Source organism: Aquabacterium sp. (genome assembly GCF_048860245.1).
Lineage (GTDB): Bacteria > Pseudomonadota > Gammaproteobacteria > Burkholderiales > Burkholderiaceae_C > Aquabacterium.
In genome coordinates, this window is record NZ_JBLIZW010000107.1 from 19,928 (window position 1) to 37,859 (window position 17,932).

The following is a 17,932-nucleotide window of genomic DNA, read 5'->3' on the forward strand; positions in this document are numbered from 1 at the left end:
CACACCAATGCATGTCAGCTCTGAGTCAGCGGAGGTGGCTTGTTTTGCGCTGCGGCAGGCCAAACACATGGTCAAACAGCCAGTTGAAGCAGAAGGTGTAGACCAGAAACAGCAAGACCAGTCCCAGGTCGGCCACCAGCGCCTCCCACCACGTCATGTGCAGCAGCCAGGCGATCACGGGCACCGTCATGATGACCAGTCCCCCTTCAAAGCCGATGGCGTGGGCCATGCGACGGCGCACGGTGCGGGCCGGACTGGCCTGTCGGCGCTCCCAGGCTTCGAACAAGGTGTTGAACACCACGTTCCAGATCAAGGCCTGTGCCGAGGTCATCAGGCCGAGTGCCAAGCCTTGCTGGGCCGCTTGACCGGTCACCAGGGGCACCAGGCTGGTGATCAGGCCGATGGCCAGGGCTTCGTACAGCACAGCGTGAATGACCTTGCGCTGCGGCCCCTGCAGCGGCAACCACCAGGCCGTCATGTCAGTGGGCACAGGCTTGGCGCACGGCGCGGGCCCACTGGTCCATCAATTGGTCGGCCCGGTCCCGAGACAGGGTGGGGTAGAAGGTGCGCTCGGCCTGCCAAAGTCGTGCAATCACCTGGGTGTCGGCATAGATGCCGGTGGCCAGTCCTGCCAGATAGGCCGCACCCAGGGCAGTGGTCTCGACCACGCGCGGGCGCACCACGGGGATGCCCAGCAAATCAGCCTGGAACTGCATGAGCAGGTTGTTGACGCAGGCACCGCCGTCAACGCGCAATTCGGTGACGGGGCGGCCGCCGGTGGCCACCGCGTCGCGGCTCATGGCCTGCAGCAGGGCCGCGCTCTGGAAGGCAATGGATTCGAGGGCTGCCCGGGCAATGTGCGCCACGGTGCTGCCACGCGTCAGCCCGACGATGGCGCCTCGCGCTTCGCTGTCCCAATAGGGGGCGCCCAGGCCGGTAAAGGCCGGCACGAACATGACACCGCCGGCATCGGGCACGCTTTCGGCCAGGGACTGGACTTCGCTGGCCGCACGAATGGCGTGCAGGCCATCGCGCAACCACTGCACCACAGCACCGCCAATGAACACGCTGCCTTCCAGCGCATAGGCGGGCTGCTGGGGCAACTGGGCCGCGGCGGTGGTGAGCATGCCGTTGGCCGATTCGCTGGCCGTGCCGCCGGTGTGCATCAGCATGAAACAGCCGGTGCCGTAGGTGTTCTTGGCCAAACCGGCTTCGAACCCGGCCTGACCAAACAGGGCGGCTTGCTGGTCCCCCGCCATGCCGCCAATGGGCAGGGCGGTCAGCCCAGGCAGATCCAGGTGGCTGCCCCAGACGGTGGGGGCCACCTCGCCGTACAGATGGCTGGAGGGGTGGACGGTGGGCAGTACCTCGCGCGGGATGTCGAGCCGCTGCAGCAACTCGTCGTCCCAGTCCTGGGCGTGGATGTTCCACAGCATGGTGCGCGAGGCGTTGCTCACGTCCGTGGCGTGGACCTTGCCGCCCGTGAGCTGCCACAACAGCCAGGTGTCGACCGTGCCGAAGGCCAGTTCACCGCGCAGGGCGGCCTCGCGTGCGCCGGGGATGTGGTCCAGCAACCATTTGAGCTTGCTGCCCGAAAAGTAAGGGTCGATGACCAGGCCGGTGCGCTCGCGAACCGTGTCGGCCCAGCCGGCTTCTCGCCACTGGGCACACTGGGGCTCGGTGCGACGGTCTTGCCACACGATGGCGCGTGCCACGGGCTCGCCGGTGTCGCGGCGCCACAAGACCGTGGTCTCACGCTGGTTGGTGATGCCCACGGCCCGCACCTCACGCAGATCACGGCCCTGTGCGCGCAACTGCATGAGGGCGCTGTGCGCCGTGTCCCGCTGCGTTTGCCACAAGGCCCACGGGTCGTGCTCGACCCAGCCGGGCTGAGGGTAATGCTGGCGGATTTCCTGCTGAGCACTGGCCAGGATGTGGCCCTGCTCGTCAAACACGATGCTGCGGGAGCTGGAGGTGCCCTGGTCGAGCGCGAGGATCAAGGACATGGCATCAGGAGGCGATGGTCAGCAGGGTGCCCCATTCCTGCATCTGTTGGGCGAAGGGGGCGGGCGGCAGGGCTTCGGTGAACACCCGGCGGATGCCTTGCAGCTTGCCGACTTCCGCCAGCGCAGGTTGGCCGAACTTGCTGACGTCGGCCACCAGCCAGGTCTCGCGGGCCTGATCGCGCATGGCCTGGGCCACGGGCATTTCACGTTGATCCCGGTCGCGGATGCTGCCATCGGCGTCGATGCCCAGGGCCGTCATGATGGTGATGTCCACCTTGAACTGCTTGAGGAAGTCCACGGTGCTGTCGCCTTCCAGGGCGCTGTCGCGGGCCCGCAAGACACCACCGGCCACATGCACCTTGCAGTCAGGGTGTTCGCTCAGCAGGCTGGCGACGTGCAGGTTGTGGGTGATGACGCGCAGGCCGTTTTTCTTGAGCAGTTCCCGCGCCACGGCCTCGACCGTGGTGCCAATGCCCAGCATCAAGGTGCTGCCTTCCGGGATGGCGGAGGCCACCGAGCGGGCAATGCGCGCCTTGGCGTCGGCTTTCAGGGCTTGTCGCTCTTTCCAGGCGCCTGCGGCCACCGCTTCACGCGGCAGGCTGACGCCGCCGTGAAAGCGCAAGAGCAGGCCCGCTTCGGCCAGGCGCTGCACATCCCGACGCACGGTCTGCATGGTCACGTCCAGGCGCTGCGCCAGGCGTTCCACCGACACCGCGCCTCGAGCGCGGACTTCGTCCAGCAACGCTTGCTGGCGCGGATTGGGGCTCCACGGGGAAACGGGCATGGACGAAGTCTCCTTGATCAATTAGGTTGCTTTTGTGGCGCGTCAGGATTAAAAGCGAACGTATTCGATCACAAAGCTGCCCCAGACAGCAATGACAAATTTCAGAGAGTGTGACCTGCACATAAATCACGGTCAGCCGGGTTTCCTACCGGGTCGTCACGCTATTGCTTTCAGTCGAAATGGATAAAGTGAAGCCCCTCGGCTAAGCTTCTCAAGTTGAAACAAATTGTGACAAACATTGTGTCCTCCTCGTCTGCACAGACCGATCGTCCGGTGATCCTGGTGGTCGATGACACGCCTGAAAATCTGGTGGTGCTTGGCGAGTGCCTGATGAGCGACTATCAGGTGCGTGTGGCGAACTCCGGTCAGCGCGCGTTGGAGTTGGCCAATACCTTGCCGCGTCCGGACCTCATCTTGCTGGACATCATGATGCCGGGCATGGATGGCTACGCCGTGCTGGGCCGCTTGAAGGCAGACGTGCACACCAGCCGGATTCCGGTGATCTTTGTGACGGCACTGGGGGCCACCGAAGACGAAGCCTATGGGCTGAACCAGGGCGCGGCCGACTACATCACCAAGCCGGTGAAGCCGGCCATCGTCAAAGCACGCGTCCAGACGCAACTGCAACTCAAGCAGGCCCGCGACATCCTGTATGACAAAAACGCCTGGCTGGCGCATGAGGTGGAGCGCCGTGTCGAGCAATATCACAAGCTGCAAGACGTGGTGTTGCGCGCCTTGGCCTGCCTGGCCGAAGTGCGAGACAACGAAACCGGCAATCACATCTTGCGCACACAGGCCTATGTGCGTGAACTGGCCACCGAAATGGCGACGCTGCCGCGCTATGCCGAGGTCCTCACCCCGGACGTGATTGACGCGTATGCCAAAGCGGCTCCGCTGCACGACATTGGCAAGGTGGGCATCCCGGACAACATCCTGCTCAAGCCGGGCAAGCTCACGCCCGAAGAGTGGGTGGTGATGATGACCCACGCCCAGATCGGCGCCGATGCGATCGTGCGCGCCATCCAGCTCGAACCCGATCAGGACGCTCTGAGTTTTCTGCATGACGCCATCGACATCGCGCGGCATCACCATGAAAAGTGGGATGGCTCCGGCTATCCCGACCGTCTGAAAGGTGACGAGATTCCGCTCTCGGCGCGGCTGATGGCCTTGGCCGATGTGTTTGATGCCCTCATCAGCAAGCGCACCTACAAGGACGCGTTCAGCCTGGAACGAGCCGAGGCCATCTTGCTGGAGGGCCGAGGTCAGCACTTCGACCCGGATGTGGTGGACGCCTACTTGCGTCGTCGTGATGCCTTCGCGCGCATCGCAGCCAGGTTTGCCGAGAAGCCTCCGGAAGGCGAAGCCGGAGTGCTGCCATGAAGCTCAGTCGCTGGATGTTGGCGGTGGCGATTGTGCTGCTGGCGGGGGTGATGACGGTGGAGGTGCTCACCTGGCTGGCTCACAACAGCTGGCAAGACCTCTGGATGGACCACCCCTGGATGCTGGCGATGGTGGTGTTGCTGGGCATGGGCCTGGCGGCCTTGCTGCTGCATGCCTGGTGGCGCAACAACCAGTTGCGTCAGGCCCGCACGGCCTTGACCGAGCAGGTGGAAGCACTGGATGCCGAGCGCGCCCGATTGCGCACCCTTTTGCATGCCCTGCCGGACCTGGTCTGGATGAAGGACCCTGATGGGGTCTACATGTTCTGCAACCCGGGGTTCGAACCGCTGTGTGGCGCACCCGAAGCCGATGTGGTCGGTCGCCGTGACGAAGCGTTTGTGCCGACACCCGTGGCGGAGGCCTTCCGCAAAGATGATCGCATTGCGATGGGCCGCGACAAGCCCCATGTGTTTGAAGAGTGGCTGACCCTCAAAGACGGCAGTTACACCGGCTTGTATCGAACGCAGAAAGTGGCAGTGCGTGATGCGCAGGGGCATGTGCTGGGTGTGCTGGGCGTGGCCCGTGACATCACTCGGGAGACTCAAGCGATTGAGGAATTGCACGAACGCGTGGCCGAACGCCAGTGCATGAACGAAGTGCTGCGTCTGACCGAAGACGAGGCACTGGATCCGGAGCAGATGTGGCAACAACTGGCGATGGCGTTGCCGCGTGGCTGGCACGACCCAGAGCGGTGTGCGGTGTCCATTGTGCTGGACGGGGCGGTGTACGGCGCTCCCTTGCCGGACCAGGACGCGTCTTGCCAGATTCGTTTGCCGTTTGGTGATGCCGCCCAGCCTGGCTGGATCGTGGGGCGCTGTCTCAAGCCTGCATGTGGCCCGTTGCCTTCGAAGCAGGCCTTGCTGCAAGCTGTGGCCGAGCGCTTGACGCGCATGATGTGGCTGCGCCGTGAGCGCGCATTGGCGCGCCGACGTGAAGACATCTTCTCCGCCATTGTGTCCTTGGCCGAAGACGGCATCGCCCTGGTAGATGTCGAGACCCTGTCGTTCGTCGAATTCAACGATGCGGCGTGTCGCCTCTTGGGCTACTCACGCGATGAAATGAGTGGGCTGCGCTTGCCAGACGTGCAAGGTGCGTTGAACGAGTCCGAGATCAGGGACTGGATCGCGCAGCTCAAGCTCAACGAGCATCACGAGTTCGACACCTTGCGACGCCGCAAGGATGGTTCACTGGTTCACATTCACATCAGCGTCAAGCTCTTGACGATCGATGGCCGTCGCTACCAGTCGCAGATCTGGACTGACATCACCCAGCGCATGCTGGCGCAGCGCGCCTTGGTGGACGAGCGGGCACGGTTGCAGACCATTCTGGACGCCACCCATGCCGGCGCATGGGAATGGGTGATGGATCAGCCGGAGATCCACATCAATGCGCGTTTTGCCGAGATGCTGGGCTGCACGCTGGCGTCCCTGACCCCGCTGACCTTGGCCCGCCTTTCGCCGCGTGTGCACCCGGACGATTTGCCTGAACTGAGGGAGCGATGGGTTCAGCATCAAAAGGGTGAAACCCGCTACTTTGAAACCGAGTTCCGTGTGCGCCACGATGCCGGACACTGGATTTGGGTGGCAGGGCGGGGGCAACTGCTTCGTCAGGTTGACGAGCATCATCCCGGCGTCTTCCGTGGCATCTTGCTGGACATCACCGATGTGCGAGAGGCCGACGAGCGTCTGCGCCAAAGCGAAGAGCGCTTCCGCCGCTTGTTCAAAGAGTCTCGGCAACCGCAGTTTCTGGTCGAAGACGGGATGTTTGTGGATGCCAACCAGGCCACGCTCGACATGCTGGGCTGCGCCAGCTTGAAGGACGTTCTGGGTAAGCGGCTGGATGACTTCTCGCCGACCTATCAGCCAGACGGCAAGTTGTCACGCGATGAGGTTTCTCGCAAGGTCGAGCAAGCGATGTCGCAAGGCAGCCTTCGCTTCGAATGGGTTCACACCCGATTGGATGGCTCACCATTTGATGCGGATGTGTTGCTCACCGTGATCGAGGTCGGTGCGAAGCGTGTGCTGCACGCCGTGTGGACCGACATCACGGCGCGCAAGCATCTGGAGGCGCAGCGACAGCAGTACGAGTTGATTGTTCGATCATCGGACGATGCCATCATCAGTACGGCGCTGGATGGGCGCATCCAGAGCTGGAATCCGGGGGCGGAGCGCATCTACGGTTACAAGGCGGAAGAAGCCATCGGACAGTCGATGGCGCTGATGCTGCCGCCGGGTCGGGAACATGAAGAGTCCGACCTCCTCGCGCGCATCAGTCGAGGTGAGAAAGTCGAGCATCTGGAAACCGAACGGGTGCGCAAGGATGGTCAGCACATCGTGGTCTCGGCCACGATTTCGCCCATTCATGATCTGCAGGGGCAAGTCATCGGGGCGTCCAAAATTGCCCGTGACATCACGGAAAAGCGTGAAATCGAAGAGACCATTCACAAGCTGTCTCTGGCGGTGGAGCAAAGCTCCAACGGCATCATGATCACCGACCTGGCCGGTCGCATCGAGTACGTCAACGAGTGCTTCTGCCAGACCACCGGCTATGCGCGGGCCGAAGCGATTGGCCGCTATCCGCGCATGTTGCAGTCGGGGCGCACCTCTGCTGAGACCTACGACGACCTGTGGGCCACCTTGTTGCGAGGAGAGGTCTGGCACGGCGAGTTCATCAATCGTCGCAAGAACGGGCAGGAGTACGTCGAGGCGGCCAGCATTTCGCCCATGCGCAATCTGCAAGGGCAGATCACGCACTATGTGGCGGTCAAGGAGGATGTGACGCAGCGCAAGCGCGACGAGGCCGAACTGATCCAGCACCGTCAGCATCTGGAAGAGCTGGTGCAGACACGGACGCTGGAGCTGGAGCAAGCCATGCGGGCCGCCGAAACCGCCAACCGGGCCAAGAGCACCTTCCTGGCCAACGTGAGCCATGAGATCCGCACGCCGCTCAACGCCATCATTGGCTTTGCGCACCTGCTCAAGCCGCAGCTGCAAACGCCTGAGCAGCTGGCGCGGGTCGACAAGATCATGCTCTCGGGCAAGCATTTGCTGGGGGTCATCAATGACATCCTGGATTTGTCCAAGATCGAGGCTGAGCGCCTGCAGCTGGAGCAGCATGCTTTCCTGATTCCGGCCACGATCGACCATGTGTTCAGCATGATGAGCGACCGCTACCGTGCCAAGCATCTGACCCTCCAGACCGACATCGATCCGCAGTTGTACGGCATGGCCGTGGAAGGGGATCCGCTGAGGCTGGGCCAGATCCTGATCAACTATCTGGCCAATGCTGTGAAGTTCACCCACGAAGGTGGGGTCGTGTTGCGTGCACAGTTGATCGCCCGTCAGTCCGACGACATCCGTGTGCGGTTTGAAGTGCAAGACACCGGCATCGGCATCAGGGCGGAAGACATGGAGCGCCTGTTCTCGGCTTTTGAGCAAGCCGAAGCCTCCACCACACGCAAGTACGGCGGAACGGGGCTCGGACTGGCCATTTCCCGCAAGCTGGCGCGGCTGATGGGGGGCGATGCCGGTGTGGACAGCGAGCTGGGCAAAGGCAGCCGCTTCTGGTTCACGGTTTGCCTGAAACCGGGTGACCGCGCCAAGCTTCCGCAAGCGACCCCTCGCGTGGCGGCCGAGTTGCGCGCGGACGCTCATGTGCTGCTGGTCGAAGACAACCAGATCAATCAGGAAGTGGCCTCCGAGATCTTGAAGAGCTTTGGTTTGACCGTGGATCTGGCAGGCAACGGACAGGAGGCCTTGACCCTGGTGCAGGATCACGCCTATGACCTGATCTTGATGGACATGCAAATGCCTGTGATGGATGGCGTGACCGCGACGCAGCAGATTCGTCTGCTGCCGCAGGGGGGCGATGTCCCCATCGTGGCCATGACGGCCAACGCGTTCACGGAAGACCGCTTGCGTTGCGAAGCCGCAGGCATGAACGGCTTTGTGGCCAAGCCGGTGGAGCCCGACATGTTGCGGCAGGTGCTGTCGCAGTGGCTGGCGGTGTCGGAGGCGCCTCGCGTCAGCGACCGCATGCCATTGGAGGTCACTTGGCCTGCCGGCGTCATCGATACCGATGCGGGTGTGGCTTACCTCGGCGGACGGCGTGAGCGCTATGTGCAAATGCTCCAGACCTTCCGGTCGGCTCATGCACACGATATCGAGCGGCTGACCGAGCTGATGCGTGACGAGCGGTGGGGCGAGGTCCAGCGTGCGGCCCATTCGCTCAAATCGGTGGCCGCCATCCTGGGCATGGGGGCCTTGCGTGATGCGGCTGAAACGCTGGAGCTGGCCTGCCACGCTGACGTGGACGTTGTGGCGTGGCAGCCGCTGCTCTCGGCGCTGGAAGCGGCGCTCCAGCCGGCGATGGCGCACATTGACCAGATCCTGGCGGTGTCGTCGATGGCCCCGCAGCCCGTGCCGGTGACATCACCTGAGCTGCTGGGCCGCTTGAAGCAATTGCGTCACAGCCTGATGCAAAACGACATGCAAGCCTATGTGACCTGGCGCGAATTGGGCCCACCCATGCGGGCAGTCTGGCCTGACGAAACCTGGAACGGGTTGAATCGAGCCATCGAAGCTTTTGATTTTGCGGCGGCGCTGACAGCGCTGGATACCGCATTGACGCTGGATCAGGGCTGGCAATGAGTGGCGCCAACATGTCGCAACGTGTCAACAGTTTGCTCGGGTCAGACCAGGCTTGTGACGTCTTGGTGGTGGGCGGTGGCATCAATGGCGCTGGCATTGCGCGTGATCTGGCCGGGCGAGGCTGGCGCGTGGTCTTGTGTGAGCAGGATGATCTGGGGGCGCATACCTCGTCGTCGTCGTCCAAGCTGATCCACGGTGGCTTGCGCTACCTGGAGTACCGTGAATTTGGACTGGTACGCAAAGCCTTGCTGGAGCGGGAACGACTGCTGCGGTCTGCGCCGCACATCATGTGGCCCATGCGGTTTGTGTTGCCGCATGATGCCCACATGCGACCTGCGTGGATGATTCGCATGGGCCTATGGTTGTACGACCACCTGGCGCCGCGTCGCTTCCTGCCGGGCTGTGAGGCAGTGGATCTGAGCCGCTCTGCCCTGGGCGAGCCGCTGCAGCCGCAGTGGCAACGTGGCTTTGTCTATTCCGATGGCTGGGTGGACGATGCCAGGCTGGTGGTGTTGTGTGCCATGGATGCATCCGAACTGGGTGCCAGCATCCTCACACGGACGCGCTGTACCCACATCACGCCCGATGGCGATGGATGGTGTGCCACCCTGCAGTCACAAGGGGCACGGGAGCCCACGATCTTGCGGGCCCGTGCCGTTGTCAATGCCGCAGGACCTTGGGTGGAGCGCGTGTTGCGAGATGGCATGGGCGTGCGCAGCAACCCGACACACCTGCGGCTGGTCAAGGGCAGCCACATTGTGGTGCCACGCTGTACGAAGCACGACCACGCCTACATCTTGCAGGGGGAGGATGGCCGCATCGTGTTCGTGATCCCTTACGAGCAGGACTTCACCCTCATCGGCACCACCGATGTGGCGTTCCAGGGCGATCCATCGGCCGTGCGCATTGACGACGATGAAGTCACCTACCTTTGCCAGACGGTCAATCGCTACCTGAGGCAAGCCGTGACACCGCAAGACGTTCGGTGGAGCTATGCCGGGGTACGCCCCTTGCTGGACGACGCGCAGCGCTCGGCATCTGCGGTGACACGAGACTATCGACTGCAGGTGAGCGACGCACCGGCGCCCTGGCTGACCGTGTGGGGCGGCAAGATCACGACCTTTCGCGTGCTGGCTGAGCAAGCGGCGACCCAGGTGGGCGCGTTACTGGGGTCCAAGCGTTTGCCTTGGACGGCGCATGCATGGTTGCCCGGTGGCAACTTGCTGGAGCATGTGAACACCGACGAGGTGTGGGTCCATCCTCAAGCTGCCTTTGCCGGATTACAGGCGCATTTGCTGCGCCAGCTCCCCTGGCTGGATCATGCGCTGGCATACCGGTGGTGTCGTGCCTACGGTGGCCGGGTGTTTCGGATGCTGGCGCACGTCACTCAGCCCGAAGGCTTGGGCCGGGAAGTGGCGCCCGGCTTGCATGAGATCGAACTGAGCTACCTTCAGCGGCATGAGTGGGCCAGAACGGCCGAGGACATCCTCTGGCGCCGCAGCAAGCTGGGCTTGCACTACACCCCCAGCGAGCAGCAGGCCGTGGCCGACTGGCTCATGGCCCAGGGGTAAAGCGCCTCATTCCTCTTCGCGAGGCATCAGGAAGTGACCGCGTGCATTGGCCACGGGGCGCTGCGGGTCATCCTGCCAGATGGACACCTGCGCCAGCGCCACGCGGTTGCCTTGGCGGATGGTCGAGCACTGTGCAAACGTGTCCACCGGCTTGGCCGAGCGCATGTAGGCAATGGCGAAGTCCACGCTGCGGGGCACCCCGATGCCGGGATTGGTGTCGATCAGGTGCAGCAACATGGCGGTTTCACCGAAACCGGCGAGGACGCCACCATGAATGGCGGGCAGCATGGGGTTGCCGATCAATTCAGACTTGAAGGGCAGGCGGAACACCGGGCCAGCGTCAATTTGCGCTTGCTTGTGGATGTTCAGAAACTCGACGTAGGGTGAGCGGCCGCCAGCCAGGGCCGGGACCTCGGGAGTGTCGGCGGCCACGCTGGTGATGAAGTGGCTGCTCTCCACACTGGTGGGGGCGATCAGGTTGGCCGCTGCTTCAGACGGCGTCGGGGCCGACTTCAGATCTTTGCGCCGCGTATTGGCCGTGGCGCGCATGAAGGTGGCGTTCACCGTGGCGACCGGTTCGGCTTGGCCCAACTGGAACAATTCGCCCCGCACGAAGGCCACGCTGCGCGACAGGCGATGGCACTCGGCGCGACAAATCGTGTTGATGTTGGCCACAGGCGGGCGCAGGTAGTCCATGCGCAGGTCCAGGGTGGCGAAGGGCTCCATCTCATCCAAAGCGCAGCCCACAGCCACCCCGCAGGCAGTGTCGGCCAGCACACTGAGGCAGCCCGGGTGGATCAGGTTGCGCGTGGTGTCGCCGGTCCAGGTGTCGCGGGCGGGCAGCAGCAGGCTGGCGTGACCTTTGCCCATGTCCACCACCTGCATGCCTGAATGGGCGGCATACGGAATGCCGGAGATGAAGGCCTGAACCCAGGTGGTGCGGGAGTCACCGCTGAAGATGCTCATGATGTGGACTGCCTCAGTGAAAACACGTAGAGGCGCCATTGTCCACAAACTGAACCTTTTTGTGTCTCCCTGCTGCAGAAATTGACAGGCAAGGTCACATTTTCCGCATGTTCTGGCTGCGGGCGGCCTGCCGGTTGCGACTCAGGGACTGGGCTGGAGGTGAATGGCCAGACCGGTCGATGTCACTTGAATGTCCTTCACCTCGTAGCCCAGCCGATGGGCTGTTTGCAGGTCTTCGGGCTTGAATTGGTGAATCGTGTAGTCCTGCAGGCTGTCTTCGGCCAACAGCGCACCAATGCGCGTCAGGCCGCGCTGGTAGGCCTCGGGCACACCGGCAATCTGCACCTGATCCACCTGGACCTGTGTGAGCCGGATGCTGCGATCCGTGGCCACATAGCGCAAGCCAAAGCTCACCTGGATCTGTCCCTGGTAGGACTGGCCCAGCAAGCGGTCACGCGCTTGCACAGGGATGGCCGCCCGAACCCGGTTGGTGTCGGCCAGCATGGTCAGGCTGGGGCGGGTGGCTTGCACGTCCAGCACATTCAGCATGCGCTGGCTGATCGGAAAGCGCTTGTCGAGCTTCTCGGTCAACTCCTTTTGCGAGATCTCGACCGTGCGAGGACCCAGCAAACTGGCGCAGGCGGCCAAACCCAGCACCGGCACACTCATCCACAGCCAACGTCGCTGACGGCATACTTCAGACATCACGTGCATCTCCTGTTCCAAGGCCAAGGGGCTGGGGCGCTGCGCCAGCCCCGTCCGAGGCCATGCCTGTCCATTGCGGTAAACGCAGCACTTCGACCCCGGCCTGCTTGAAGGCCCGCTTGCCCAGTTTGAGCAGCGCAGCGTCCTTGCTGAACAGCCACCGTGCCCGAACGTGCATGGCCAGGTCGATGAAAACCTGATCGTCCGGGTCCTTGCAACGCAAGCCGCAGCGCGGTGGCTCGGCCACGAACGTTGCGTGCTGAAACACGGTCAGCGTCAGCATGGGGTCCGGGGTCCACGCCTTCAGGTAGCTGCGGGGCCAGACCTGGTGCCACTCCTGCTCCATGGACGGGCAGGCCACCCACCGCACCTGTCCGGCCAGGATGGCCTCGACGATGGGCTGGGCCGACGGGTCTTTGAACACCCGCCAGTCCAGCAGCGCATTCGTGTCCAGGATGACGATGGGGCGCGGGTCCTGTGCCGCCAGCGACGCGCCGTCGGGCAGGTTGCCGGGTGGTGTGCTCATTCGGCGCGGCTGATCACGCCGCCGCCCAGGCACACCTCGCCTTGGTACAGCACGGCCGATTGGCCTGGCGTCACGGCCCACTGGGCCTGCGGGAAGCGCAGGGCGATCTCCTGACCGTTGGCCAGCAGGATGTCGCATGGCGCGTCGGCCTGCCGGTAGCGGGTCTTGGCACCCAGCGGCTGCGTGCCCACGCTGGGCCCGCGGCCATCGACCCAGCTCAGGTCGTCGGCCAGCAGGGTGTGCTGTTGCAGCCAGGGGTGGTCGTGCCCCTGCACCACGTACAGGGTGTTGTTGGCCATGTCCTTGCGGGCCACGAACCAGGGCTCGTGCTCACCACCGCCGCGGGGGGCGCCCTTTTCTTTCACGCCGCCAATGCCAATGCCTTTGCGTTGGCCCAGCGTGTAAAAGCTCAGGCCCACGTGTTCACCCAGCTTGCGACCCCGGTCGTCCTTGATGGGGCCGGGTGTGTTCGACAGATAGCGGTTGAGGAACTCGCGGAACGGACGCTCGCCAATGAAGCAGATCCCGGTCGAATCCTTTTTCTTGGCGTTGGGCAGCTTGATCTCGTCGGCGATGCGGCGCACCTCGGTCTTGGGCAACTCGCCCACCGGGAACATCGTCTTGGCCAACTGCGCCTGGTTGAGGCGGTGCAAAAAGTAGCTCTGATCCTTGAGGGGGTCCAGGCCTTTCAGCAACTCGTAGCGCAGGCCGCCTTCGTACGAGGCGTCGGCCACCGACCGCACGCGGGCGTAGTGGCCCGTGGCAATCTTTTCGGCACCCAGGCGCATGGCGTGGTCCAGAAAGGCCTTGAACTTGATCTCGGCGTTGCACAGCACGTCCGGGTTCGGCGTGCGGCCAGCCTGGTACTCGCGCAAGAACTCGGCAAACACGCGGTCCTTGTAGTCGGACGCGAAGTTCACGTGTTCGATCTCGATGCCGATCACGTCGGCCACCGATGCGGCATCCAGGAAGTCCTGACGGCTCGAGCAGTACTCGCTGTCGTCATCATCTTCCCAGTTCTTCATGAAGATGCCGATGACCTCGTGGCCTTGCTGCTTGAGCAGCCAGGCGCTGACGGCGGAATCCACGCCGCCACTCAGGCCCACGACGACGCGTTGCCTCTGTTGCATGTCAGATCAGAAAAAAAGCTCAGGAGGCCCGATGGTACGACGGCGCCGAAAACACACTCTCGTGCACGGTCAGAATGTCGAGCGGGTAGCGCTGGCCGGCCAGGTAGCTTTCCAGGCACTCCAGCACCAGCGGGCTGCGGTGACGCTCGGGGCAGGCGCGGATTTCGTCGGCCGTCATCCACACGGCGCGCACGATGCCGTCATCCAGCGACAGTGTGGGGTCGGCGTCACCCACCGAACCAAAAAAAGCCAGACGCAAATAAGTGATGTCTTCACCGGTGCGCGTGCGCCGGAATCGGGACATGTACATACCCAGAAAGCCTTCCGGGGTGAACTCGCGCGCGGTCTCTTCCAAGGTTTCGCGGATCACACCCTGGAGGGGGGATTCACCCGGATCCAGGTGACCCGCAGGATTGTTGAGCAGCAGCCCGTCGGAGGTTTCTTCCTCGACCAGCAGAAAGCGGCCATCGCGCTCGATGAGCGCTGCAACGGTGACGTTGGGCTTCCAGCGCACCTTGGGGGTGGCGGGTGCAGTGGCAGGCGGAATCGCCTTCAACAGATCGGCGGTGTTCATGAGCCAGACATTATCCGCCAATAGGGTGACGTTCGTGTGTCGGCGCTGCGAACGGGATTCCCCCCTTGCTGGGGGGCATGCAAACTGACAACGAATGCCGTCAAATATGCCTTGCAACTCGGGCAGCTCCGTGTGCCTTGACAGACCCTAAGGGGAGAAACCCCGATAAGTTTGTGTATGCTGGCACGTTTGACATGTTCCTAGACGCCCGAACCACGCGGCGCAACCCCCTTAGCAGGAGATACGGATGTTCATTGGCGTACCCTTGGAGACCACAGTCGGCGAGACCCGCGTGGCGGTGACCCCGGAGACCGTCAAGAAATTGAAGGCACAAGGCCACACCCTGTTGGTGCAGTCGGGCGCGGGCGTGGCCGCCAGCGTGACGGACGAAGCCTATGTGGCTGCCGGCGCCGAGATCACGGATGCTGCCGGTGCCCTGGGCGCCGACATGGTGCTCAAGGTCCGCTCGCCGTTTGCAAACGAGCGTGCGTTGATGAAGCCCGGCGCGGTGCTGGTGGGCATGCTCAATCCTTTCGACAAGGATGGTCTGCAAGCCCTGACCGATGCCAAGCTGACGGCATTTGCCCTGGAAGCCGCTCCCCGTACCACCCGTGCGCAGAGCATGGACGTGCTGTCGTCGCAGGCCAACCTGGCTGGCTACAAGGCCGTCATGATTGCCGCCGACAAGTACCAGCGCCTCTTCCCCATGCTGATGACCGCAGCCGGGACCGTGAAGGCCGCGCGCGTCGTGATCCTGGGTGTGGGCGTGGCTGGCTTGCAGGCCATTGCCACGGCCAAGCGCCTGGGCGCCGTCATTGAAGCGTCCGATGTGCGTCCTTCGGTGAAGGAGCAGGTCGAGTCGCTGGGCGCCAAGTTCATCGACGTGCCCTATGAAACGGCCGAAGAAAAAGAAGCAGCCGAAGGCGTGGGCGGGTATGCCCGTCCGATGCCCCAATCGTGGCTGGACCGTCAGAAGGCCGAAGTGGCCAAGCGTGTCGCCCAGGCTGACATCGTGATCACCACGGCCCTGATCCCCGGTCGTGCTGCGCCGGTGCTGGTGACCGAAGAGATGGTCAAGTCCATGAAGCCCGGTTCGGTGATCGTTGACCTGGCGGCCGCACAAGGCGGCAACTGCCCGCTGACCGAAGCCGGCCAGACCGTGGTCAAGCACGGTGTGACCTTGGTGGGTGAAACCAATTTGCCAGCGTTGGTGGCGGCAGACGCCTCTTCGCTGTACGCACGCAATGTGATCGACTTCTTGAAGCTGGTCATCAACAAGGAAGGTCAGTTCCACATTGACCTGGAAGACGACATCGTCAAGGCGTGCTTGATGTGTCGTGACGGCCAACTGCTGCGCGCTTAAGAAGTACCGCCGCACAGTCTGCACAGAGAAGGAGTACCCCCATGCAACGCAATATGCTGCGTGCCAAGCTGCACCGCGCTACCGTCACCGAAGCCATTCTGGATTACGAAGGCTCCTGCGGTATCGACGAAGACTTGATGGACGCTGCTGACATGAAAGAGTTCGAGTACATCGAGCTCTACAACGTCAACAACGGTGAGCGCTTTGCCACCTACATCATCAAGGCGCCCCGTGGCTCCGGCACGATCTCCCTCAACGGCGCGGCCGCTCGCAAGGCCACCGTGGGCGATCTGCTGATCATCTGCACCTATGCGCCCATGACCGAAGCCGAAGTTGCCAGCTACAAGCCCAAGGTGGTGCTGCTGGACGCCGGCAACAAGGTCAAGGAAATCCGCAAGTTCGATTGATTTCAACATCCTCCCAGGAGACAACGCGATGGAAGCCATTTCCCACGTCGTCATCAACCTGACCATCTTCGTGCTGGCCATTTATGTCGGCTATCACGTGGTCTGGAACGTGACCCCCGCACTGCACACGCCCTTGATGGCGGTGACCAATGCCGTGTCGGCCATTGTGATTGTGGGCGCCATGCTGGCGGCCGCCCTCACCGTGACGACCTTGGGCAAGGTCATGGGTGTGCTGGCTGTGGCACTGGCAGCGGTCAATGTGTTCGGGGGCTTCCTCGTGACACGCCGCATGCTGGAAATGTTCAAGAAGAAGGACAAGAAGGCGGGGGCCAAGTAAATGAGCATGAACCTGATTGCACTGCTGTACTTGGTCGCCTCGGTGTTTTTCATTCAGGCCCTCAAGGGTCTGAGCCACCCCACGACCTCGATTCGCGGCAACCTGTTTGGCATGACCGGCATGACCATTGCCGTGCTGACCACGATTGGCCTGATCCATGGTCAGGTCCAGGCTTTGCAGCTCAACTTTGCTGAAGGCATTGGCTACGTCTTGGCGGGTCTGGTGATTGGCGGTGGCGCCGGTGCCGTGATGGCCAAGCGCGTCGAGATGACCAAGATGCCGGAGCTGGTGGCCTTCATGCACAGCATGATCGGTCTGGCTGCGGTGTTCATCGCGGTGGCCGTGGTGGCCGAGCCTTACGCCTTCCAGATCGTGGCCAAGCCAATTGGCGATGTCCTGGCCGAGATTCCAGTGGGCAACCGCCTGGAGCTGTCCTTGGGCGCCGCCATTGGTGCCATCACCTTCTCGGGCTCGGTCATTGCCTTCGGCAAGCTGAGTGGCAAGTACAAGTTCCGTCTGTTCCAAGGCGCACCCGTCATCTTTAAGGGTCAGCACATGCTGAACCTGGTGCTGGGTCTGCTGGCGGTGGGCTTGATTGGCACCTTCATGGCCACGCAACGCATGGACGTGTTCGTGGCCCTGATCGCGCTGAGCTTCATCCTGGGTGTGCTGATCATCATCCCCATCGGCGGTGCAGACATGCCCGTGGTGGTGTCGATGCTCAACAGCTACTCGGGCTGGGCCGCTGCGGGCATTGGCTTCTCGCTGAACAACCCGATGCTGATCATTGCCGGTTCGCTGGTGGGTTCGTCCGGTGCCATCCTCTCGTACATCATGTGCAAGGCGATGAACCGTTCGTTCTTCAACGTGATCCTGGGTGGCTTCGGTGGTGACGCGGGTGCCGCGGCTGCCGGTGGTGCGCAACAGCAGCGCTCGGTCAAGAGCGGTTCGGCTGACGATGCAGCCTTCATCCTGGGCAATGCGGAAACCGTGATCATCGTGCCGGGCTACGGCTTGGCCGTGGCCCGTGCGCAGCACGCCGTGAAGGAACTGGCCGCCAAGCTGACCGAAAAGGGCGTGAGCGTGAAGTACGCGATTCACCCTGTGGCCGGTCGCATGCCCGGTCACATGAACGTGTTGCTGGCCGAGGCAGAAGTGCCGTACGACCAGGTGTTCGAGATGGAAGACATCAACGCCGAGTTTGGTCAGGCCGATGTGGCCATCATCCTGGGCGCCAACGACGTGGTGAACCCTGCTGCGCACGTGAAGGGCAGCCCGATCTACGGCATGCCGATTCTGGAAGCCTACAAGGCCAAGACCGTGATCGTGAACAAGCGTTCGATGGCCTCCGGCTATGCGGGTCTGGACAACGAGTTGTTCTACATGGACAAGACCATGATGGTCTTCGGCGATGCCAAGAAGGTGGTCGAAGACATGGTCAAGGCCGTCGAATAAGGCGCTTTGCCAAACCGAC

The 17,932-nt window shown here is 62.9% G+C and carries 15 protein-coding genes; 7 read left to right on the forward strand and 8 right to left on the reverse strand.

Features of this window, described 5'->3' with window-relative positions:
* Positions 1 to 25: 25 nt before the first annotated feature.
* The 3 genes from ACMV18_RS12155 to ACMV18_RS12165 are packed head-to-tail and all read right to left on the reverse strand — an operon-like array spanning position 26 to position 2,790.
* Positions 26 to 478 (reverse strand): PACE efflux transporter, encoded by a 453-nt coding sequence (locus ACMV18_RS12155; RefSeq protein ID WP_420818066.1) that lies wholly within the window; start codon positions 476 to 478, stop codon positions 26 to 28.
* A gap of 1 nt (position 479) precedes the next feature.
* Positions 480 to 2,006, reverse strand: coding sequence for a glycerol kinase GlpK (glpK, locus tag ACMV18_RS12160; protein WP_420818067.1), 1,527 nt, complete (start codon positions 2,004 to 2,006; stop codon positions 480 to 482).
* Between the two features lie 4 nt (positions 2,007 to 2,010).
* Positions 2,011 to 2,790 (reverse strand): DeoR/GlpR family DNA-binding transcription regulator, encoded by a 780-nt coding sequence (locus ACMV18_RS12165; RefSeq protein ID WP_374255619.1) that lies wholly within the window; start codon positions 2,788 to 2,790, stop codon positions 2,011 to 2,013.
* A gap of 240 nt (positions 2,791 to 3,030) precedes the next feature.
* Between ACMV18_RS12165 and ACMV18_RS12170 the strand changes: the two genes are divergently transcribed.
* The 3 genes from ACMV18_RS12170 to glpD are packed head-to-tail and all read left to right on the forward strand — an operon-like array spanning position 3,031 to position 10,450.
* On the forward strand, positions 3,031 to 4,170 hold the full coding sequence (locus tag ACMV18_RS12170) for an HD-GYP domain-containing protein (protein ID WP_420818068.1): 1,140 nt from the start codon (positions 3,031 to 3,033) through the stop codon (positions 4,168 to 4,170).
* Positions 4,167 to 8,879 carry a PAS domain S-box protein gene (locus tag ACMV18_RS12175; protein WP_420818069.1) on the forward strand — a complete coding sequence of 1,571 codons (4,713 nt, stop codon included), beginning with the start codon at positions 4,167 to 4,169 and terminating at the stop codon, positions 8,877 to 8,879. Before ACMV18_RS12170 ends, ACMV18_RS12175 begins: the two co-directional genes overlap by 4 nt.
* A gap of 11 nt (positions 8,880 to 8,890) precedes the next feature.
* Positions 8,891 to 10,450: a glycerol-3-phosphate dehydrogenase gene (gene glpD, locus ACMV18_RS12180; protein WP_420818070.1), complete on the forward strand. Its 1,560-nt coding sequence runs from the start codon at positions 8,891 to 8,893 to the stop codon at positions 10,448 to 10,450.
* A 6-nt stretch (positions 10,451 to 10,456) separates the two neighbouring features.
* Here glpD and ACMV18_RS12185 read toward each other — a convergent pair whose 3' ends face one another.
* The 5 genes from ACMV18_RS12185 to ACMV18_RS12205 all read right to left on the reverse strand — a co-directional run bounded on the left by ACMV18_RS12185 (position 10,457) and on the right by ACMV18_RS12205 (position 14,351).
* Entirely contained in the window at positions 10,457 to 11,416 is a 960-nt protein-coding gene (locus ACMV18_RS12185) for a PaaI family thioesterase (RefSeq protein WP_420818071.1), read from the reverse strand.
* 141 nt (positions 11,417 to 11,557) lie between these two features.
* Entirely contained in the window at positions 11,558 to 12,121 is a 564-nt protein-coding gene (locus ACMV18_RS12190; RefSeq protein WP_420818072.1) for a hypothetical protein, read from the reverse strand.
* Positions 12,114 to 12,647, reverse strand: a complete 534-nt coding sequence (locus ACMV18_RS12195) for a PIN domain-containing protein (RefSeq protein WP_420818073.1) — start codon at positions 12,645 to 12,647, stop codon at positions 12,114 to 12,116. Before ACMV18_RS12195 ends, ACMV18_RS12190 begins: the two co-directional genes overlap by 8 nt.
* Positions 12,644 to 13,777 carry a tRNA 2-thiouridine(34) synthase MnmA gene (gene mnmA, locus ACMV18_RS12200; RefSeq protein ID WP_420818074.1) on the reverse strand — a complete coding sequence of 378 codons (1,134 nt, stop codon included), beginning with the start codon at positions 13,775 to 13,777 and terminating at the stop codon, positions 12,644 to 12,646. The genes ACMV18_RS12195 and mnmA overlap by 4 nt, the downstream gene beginning before the upstream one ends.
* Positions 13,778 to 13,796: 19 nt before the next feature.
* On the reverse strand, positions 13,797 to 14,351 hold the full coding sequence (locus tag ACMV18_RS12205) for an NUDIX hydrolase (protein WP_374255633.1): 555 nt from the start codon (positions 14,349 to 14,351) through the stop codon (positions 13,797 to 13,799).
* Positions 14,352 to 14,598: 247 nt separating this feature from the next.
* Between ACMV18_RS12205 and ACMV18_RS12210 the strand changes: the two genes are divergently transcribed.
* From ACMV18_RS12210 to ACMV18_RS12225, 4 genes are read left to right on the forward strand one after another with little or no spacing between them, the layout of a single operon-like run.
* Positions 14,599 to 15,714: a Re/Si-specific NAD(P)(+) transhydrogenase subunit alpha gene (locus tag ACMV18_RS12210; protein WP_374255634.1), complete on the forward strand. Its 1,116-nt coding sequence runs from the start codon at positions 14,599 to 14,601 to the stop codon at positions 15,712 to 15,714.
* A 41-nt stretch (positions 15,715 to 15,755) separates the two neighbouring features.
* On the forward strand, positions 15,756 to 16,121 hold the full coding sequence (gene panD, locus ACMV18_RS12215; RefSeq protein ID WP_374255636.1) for an aspartate 1-decarboxylase: 366 nt from the start codon (positions 15,756 to 15,758) through the stop codon (positions 16,119 to 16,121).
* Positions 16,122 to 16,149: 28 nt separating this feature from the next.
* Positions 16,150 to 16,458: an NAD(P) transhydrogenase subunit alpha gene (locus tag ACMV18_RS12220; protein ID WP_374255638.1), complete on the forward strand. Its 309-nt coding sequence runs from the start codon at positions 16,150 to 16,152 to the stop codon at positions 16,456 to 16,458.
* Complete coding sequence (locus ACMV18_RS12225) at positions 16,459 to 17,913, forward strand: NAD(P)(+) transhydrogenase (Re/Si-specific) subunit beta (protein ID WP_374255640.1); 1,455 nt, start codon at positions 16,459 to 16,461, stop codon at positions 17,911 to 17,913.
* Positions 17,914 to 17,932: the final 19 nt, after the last annotated feature.

Bases quoted from the DNA above. Each gene is read 5' to 3' on its own strand.
- ACMV18_RS12155 (WP_420818066.1), bottom strand. From the start codon at position 478: ATGACGGCCTGGTGGTTGCCGCTGCAGGGGCCGCAGCGCAAGGTCATT.
- glpK (WP_420818067.1), bottom strand. From the start codon at position 2,006: ATGTCCTTGATCCTCGCGCTCGACCAGGGCACCTCCAGCTCCCGCAGC.
- ACMV18_RS12165 (WP_374255619.1), bottom strand. From the start codon at position 2,790: ATGCCCGTTTCCCCGTGGAGCCCCAATCCGCGCCAGCAAGCGTTGCTG.
- ACMV18_RS12175 (WP_420818069.1), top strand. From the start codon at position 4,167: ATGAAGCTCAGTCGCTGGATGTTGGCGGTGGCGATTGTGCTGCTGGCG.
- glpD (WP_420818070.1), top strand. From the start codon at position 8,891: ATGTCGCAACGTGTCAACAGTTTGCTCGGGTCAGACCAGGCTTGTGAC.
- ACMV18_RS12185 (WP_420818071.1), bottom strand. From the start codon at position 11,416: ATGAGCATCTTCAGCGGTGACTCCCGCACCACCTGGGTTCAGGCCTTC.
- ACMV18_RS12190 (WP_420818072.1), bottom strand. From the start codon at position 12,121: ATGTCTGAAGTATGCCGTCAGCGACGTTGGCTGTGGATGAGTGTGCCG.
- ACMV18_RS12195 (WP_420818073.1), bottom strand. From the start codon at position 12,647: ATGAGCACACCACCCGGCAACCTGCCCGACGGCGCGTCGCTGGCGGCA.
- mnmA (WP_420818074.1), bottom strand. From the start codon at position 13,777: ATGCAACAGAGGCAACGCGTCGTCGTGGGCCTGAGTGGCGGCGTGGAT.
- ACMV18_RS12205 (WP_374255633.1), bottom strand. From the start codon at position 14,351: ATGAACACCGCCGATCTGTTGAAGGCGATTCCGCCTGCCACTGCACCC.
- ACMV18_RS12210 (WP_374255634.1), top strand. From the start codon at position 14,599: ATGTTCATTGGCGTACCCTTGGAGACCACAGTCGGCGAGACCCGCGTG.
- panD (WP_374255636.1), top strand. From the start codon at position 15,756: ATGCAACGCAATATGCTGCGTGCCAAGCTGCACCGCGCTACCGTCACC.
- ACMV18_RS12220 (WP_374255638.1), top strand. From the start codon at position 16,150: ATGGAAGCCATTTCCCACGTCGTCATCAACCTGACCATCTTCGTGCTG.
- ACMV18_RS12225 (WP_374255640.1), top strand. From the start codon at position 16,459: ATGAGCATGAACCTGATTGCACTGCTGTACTTGGTCGCCTCGGTGTTT.